The organism is Streptomyces xingningensis (genome assembly GCF_054957865.1).
The window spans coordinates 1-4,406 of the sequence record NZ_JBDJPF010000132.1; the positions used below are offsets into that span (position 1 = coordinate 1).

The 4,406-nt window shown below is 71.0% G+C and carries 5 protein-coding genes; 2 read left to right on the forward strand and 3 right to left on the reverse strand.

The genetic code is table 11. From position 1 onward, the window contains the following. Positions 1 to 233: 233 nt before the first annotated feature. From ABCR83_RS32220 to ABCR83_RS32230, 3 genes are all read right to left on the reverse strand, one after another. Positions 234 to 470: a chaplin gene (locus ABCR83_RS32220; protein ID WP_462698808.1), complete on the reverse strand. Its 237-nt coding sequence runs from the start codon at positions 468 to 470 to the stop codon at positions 234 to 236. A gap of 154 nt (positions 471 to 624) precedes the next feature. Next, positions 625 to 1,272 (reverse strand): response regulator, encoded by a 648-nt coding sequence (locus ABCR83_RS32225; protein WP_462698809.1) that lies wholly within the window; start codon positions 1,270 to 1,272, stop codon positions 625 to 627. Continuing rightward, on the reverse strand, positions 1,265 to 2,398 hold the full coding sequence (locus tag ABCR83_RS32230; RefSeq protein WP_462698810.1) for a GAF domain-containing sensor histidine kinase: 1,134 nt from the start codon (positions 2,396 to 2,398) through the stop codon (positions 1,265 to 1,267). The genes ABCR83_RS32225 and ABCR83_RS32230 overlap by 8 nt, the downstream gene beginning before the upstream one ends. Before the next feature lie 130 nt (positions 2,399 to 2,528). On the opposite strand from ABCR83_RS32230, the gene ABCR83_RS32235 reads away from it, so the two are divergent. Both ABCR83_RS32235 and ABCR83_RS32240 read left to right on the forward strand, forming a co-directional pair. Continuing rightward, positions 2,529 to 3,227, forward strand: a complete 699-nt coding sequence (locus ABCR83_RS32235) for a nitroreductase family protein (RefSeq protein WP_462698811.1) — start codon at positions 2,529 to 2,531, stop codon at positions 3,225 to 3,227. A gap of 339 nt (positions 3,228 to 3,566) precedes the next feature. Next, positions 3,567 to 4,280 carry a transglycosylase SLT domain-containing protein gene (locus tag ABCR83_RS32240; RefSeq protein ID WP_462698812.1) on the forward strand — a complete coding sequence of 238 codons (714 nt, stop codon included), beginning with the start codon at positions 3,567 to 3,569 and terminating at the stop codon, positions 4,278 to 4,280. Positions 4,281 to 4,406 lie beyond the last annotated feature (126 nt).

Consider the following 4,406-nt stretch of genomic DNA (forward strand, 5'->3'; position numbering starts at 1 on the left):
TGGACCTGCTGAGCCCCCCCGGCCCCCCCCCCCCCCCCCCCCAGGGGGGGGCGCCCCCACGGAAGGGACCAACACCAAAAACCCGCGCCCCCCCCCCCCAAAATAAAACCCCCCCCCCCCAAGCAGCCCCGCCCCCGGGGGGTGTTTGCCCTCATGGGGCCTTTTGCCCCCCCCGGTACGTCGGCCCGGGGGGCGGGGGGCCGACCGGCCGGGCGAGTGAGCCCGGCGCCGTTCTACTCGTTGACGCAGATGTTGCCGTGCGACGGGTTCAGCGCGCCGACCACGTTGATGGTGTCGCCGCAAACGTTCACGGGCACGTCGACCGGAACCTGGATGACGTTGCCGGAGACGACGCCGGGCGAGTTGTGCGCCTCGCCGTCGGCCTGGTGCGCGGAGGCGACACCGGCACCGGCGAGGGCGAGGCCGCCGACGGCGAGGGTGACGGCAGCGGCCTTCTTGATGTTCTTCACTCTTCTTCTGACCTTCCTGAAACGTTGCCACGGCCAGCCGCCGCGGTTACGCCATGGAGAACGGGCCATCGCCGGTCGGGTTTCTGGGTCATGCGGACAATCACACGACCGCATGAATCTCTGATCAGAACGCGACGTTCCGCAACCGCCGGGCTCAGGCGCCGATCCCATGGCGCACGGCCCACAGGGCCGCCTGCGTCCGGTCGGCGAGGTCGAGCTTCATCAGGATGTTGGAGACATGGGTCTTGACGGTCTTCTCCGACAGGACGAGGGCCCTGGCGATCTCCCGGTTGGAGCGGCCGTCCGCGATCAGGGCCAGTACCTCGCGTTCCCGCTCGGTGAGCGCGTTGCCCCGGCCCTGGCCGCCTCCGGTGTCCTCCTGGGCCAGCAGGGCGTCGGCGACCTCGGGCTGGAGCAGCACATGCCCGGCGTACACGGACCTGATGGCTCCGGCGAGGGCCTCGGGGTCCACGTCCTTGTAGACATAGCCCGCGGCTCCGGCCCGCAGGGCCGGGATCACGGTGCGCTGTTCGGTGAAGCTGGTGACGACCAGCACCCGGGCGGGGCTGTCCAGCGCGCGCAGCCGGCGCAGGGCCTCGATGCCGTCGGTGCCGGGCATCTTCACGTCCATGAGGATGATGTCGGGGTTCAGCTCCTCGGCCCGGGCGACGCCCTCGGCGCCGTCCGCGGCCTCGCCGACCACCTCGATGTCGTCCTGGACCTCCAGAAAGGTGCGCAGGCCCCTGCGGACCACCTGGTGATCGTCCACCAGCAGCACCTTGATTGCACGGTCCTCAGCCACCGGGCACCTCCATCTCGATCGCGGTGCCCGCGCCGGGCTCCGAAACTACGGTCAATGTGCCGCCGACGCCATTGGCCCGGTCCCGCATCGACACCAGCCCCAGGTGCCGCCCGGCACGCCGGACGGCGGAGGGGTCGAAGCCGGTTCCGTCGTCGGCGACCCGCAGGGCGGCGCCCTGGCCCACCCGGGAGAGGGTGACCTCGACATGCCGGGCACCGGAGTGGCGCAGGGCGTTGTGCAGGGCTTCCTGTGCGACGCGCAGCAGGGCCTCCTCCTGGGCGGCCGGCAGGGCCCGCATGGCGTGCGCGGCGAAGGTGACGCGCGCGGCATGGGCCCGGTCGAGCACCTTGATCTGGGTGCTCAGGGTGGCGACCAGTCCGTCCTCGTCCAGTCCGGCGGGGCGCAGCTCCACCACGGCGGCCCGCAGCTCGTCGGCCGCCTCGGCGGCGAGGCGGGCGACCTCGTGCAGCTCGTCCTTGGCCCGGGTGGGGTCCCGGTCGACCAGTGCGGTGGCGGCCTGGGCGGTGAGCCGCAGGGAGAAGAGCTTCTGGGAGACGGCGTCGTGCAGCTCATGGGCGAGCCGGGCCCGCTCTCCCGCGATGGTCAGCTCGCGGCTGCGTTCATAGAGGCGGGCGTTGGTGAGGGCGATGGCGGCATGCTGGGCGATCATGCCGAGCAGTTCCTCGTCCTCGGTGGTGAACCCGGCCCGGGGCACGGTCTTGTTGGCGAGGAACAGCACCGCGAGGATCTCGTCGCCGTCGGCGACCGGCATGCCGATGAAGTCGCACATATCGGGGTGGGCCTTGGGCCAGCCCCCGAAGCGGGGGTCCTGGCGGACGTCGGCGAGGCGCTGCGGGGCGGCGTCCTCGAGCATCGCGGCGAGGATGCCGTGCTGGCGGGGCAGCGGGCCGATGGCCTTCCACTGCTCGTCGCTGACGCCGTCGACGACGAACTGGGCGAAGCCGCCGTGGTCGTCCGGGACGCCGAGCGCGGCATAGGTGGCGCCGAGCAGTTCGCGGGCGGAGACGACGATGGTCTGGAGTACGTCGCGCACCTCGAGATGCCGGCTCATGGCGAGGATCGCGGTGCTCACGGCGGCCAGTCCGGAGCGTGGGCCATTGGTCATGGCTTCACCGTACCCAGCGGTGATCGCGGGGGTATCGGACCTCGGTGGTGGGTGCTTGCGCCCTGTGACCTAGGACCGAGGGCTCGCGGTCGGGGGGTCTGAAGGCAGGTGGTCCGGGAAGACTCCGGCCATGTCTATACCAACGCAGTGGACACCCACCCATGGCGGTCCCTACCGTCCGGTCCCCTACCGCCCGGAGCGGATGCCCGCCGAGGAGTCCCTCGCCCGCGCCGCCGAGCTGCGGTCGCGGATGGGCCGGCGGCGGACCGTGCGCCAGTTCTCCACCGACCCGGTGCCGGAGCAGGTGGTGCGGGACGCGATCGCGTGCGCGGCCACCGCGCCGTCCGGGGCGCACCAGCAGCCGTGGACGTTCGTCCTGGTGAAGGACCCGGGGGTGCGCGTCCGCATCCGTGCGGCGGCGGAGGAAGAGGAGCGCCTCTCCTATGCGGGCCGGCTCGGTGAGGAGTGGCTGGCGGCCCTGCGGCCACTGGGTACGGACGAGGTGAAGCCGCATCTGACGGACGCGCCGGCGCTGATCGTGGTTTTCCGGCAGCGCTACTGGCTCGGCGCCGACGGCGACAAGCGCAAGCACTACTACGTGGACGAGTCGGTGGGCATCGCGGTCGGGATGCTGCTGTCCGCGCTGCATCTGTCGGGGCTGGCGGCGCTGGTGCACACGCCGAGCCCGATGCGGTTCCTGTCCGAGGTGCTGGGGCGGCCGGCGAACGAGAAGGCCTTCGCGGTGATCCCGGTGGGCTACCCGGCCGCGGACTGTGAGGTTCCGGACCTGCTCCGCAAGAGCCTCGACCAGGTGCTGGTCGAGGTCTGAGCCCGGGGTACGCCCAGGGCACCGGCGCGGTCACGCTGAGCGAGCCCGGAGGGGTCTCGGTGTGAGCCCGCGCATAGGACGCAAATCACCTACGACCCTGGCTAGTGGCCGGGTAAGGGCGCCATAAGGAGGGCGGTGAGCAGGCAGCGGAAGCGTTCCGGGCCTGCTCGCCGACCCCCTCCGCAACGATGCGGGATAGTACGTCACACCTTTGCCACAGCTTTTTGCAGCCGCTAACAATTGCTCAGCCGCAGGGCGCCGTGAACGAGAAGCGGCGCTTCTTTTGCGCCGAAATCGGGCCACTGCGACTCAAGCGATTGGAAGAGGTTCAGCACAGTTATGCGCTCCATCTCCGGCTATAGCCGTCTCACCAAGGTCCACACGCTCTCCGCCGCAGGCATCGCCGCGGCAGGTGTCGCCGCACTGGCATTCGCCGTCGTCCCGGGCGCCTCCGCCGAGAGCGACGCCCAGGCGATCTCCGTGAAGCCGGTCGCCTGGAACGCCAAGACCTTCGGCACCGAGGAGCAGCAGCGCGAGCTGGCCAAGCAGGCGGACACCGCCACCAAGCAGGCGCAGGCGGACGCCCAGGCCAAGAAGACGGCCGAGGCGAAGGCCAAGGCCGACAAGGAGCGGGCCGGCAAGGAGGCCGCAAGCCGTTCCGAGGTCCGCAAGCCGGTCCAGGCCGCCCCCGCCGCCCAGGCCGCCCCGGCCGCCCCGGCCGCCCCGGCCTACGCCGACAACCTGGACGGCTGGATCCGGGAGTCCCTCGACATCATGAAGGCCCACAACATCCCGGGCTCCTACGACGGCATCTACCGCAACATCATGCGCGAGTCCACGGGCAACCCCCAGGCGATCAACAACTGGGACTCCAACGCCGCGGCCGGCATCCCTTCCAAGGGCCTGCTGCAGGTGATCGACCCGACCTTCCAGGCGTACCACGTCGAGGGCACCTCCTGGGACATCTACAACCCGGTCGCCAACATCACCGCCGCCTGCAACTACGCGGCCAAGATCTACGGCTCGATGGACAACGTCAACTCGGCCTACTGAGCCGAGCGGCACCAGAACGCCCAAGGGCGGCGGCACCCGGGAAACCGGGTGCCGCCGCCCATGGGCCCAGTGTCGGGGGGCCGCGACTATGCCCTGACCACCCGCCGATGTCGGCCCCCCAAAAGG

Bases quoted from the DNA above. Each gene is read 5' to 3' on its own strand.
- ABCR83_RS32235 (WP_462698811.1), top strand. From the start codon at position 2,529: ATGTCTATACCAACGCAGTGGACACCCACCCATGGCGGTCCCTACCGT.
- ABCR83_RS32230 (WP_462698810.1), bottom strand. From the start codon at position 2,398: ATGACCAATGGCCCACGCTCCGGACTGGCCGCCGTGAGCACCGCGATC.
- ABCR83_RS32240 (WP_462698812.1), top strand. From the start codon at position 3,567: ATGCGCTCCATCTCCGGCTATAGCCGTCTCACCAAGGTCCACACGCTC.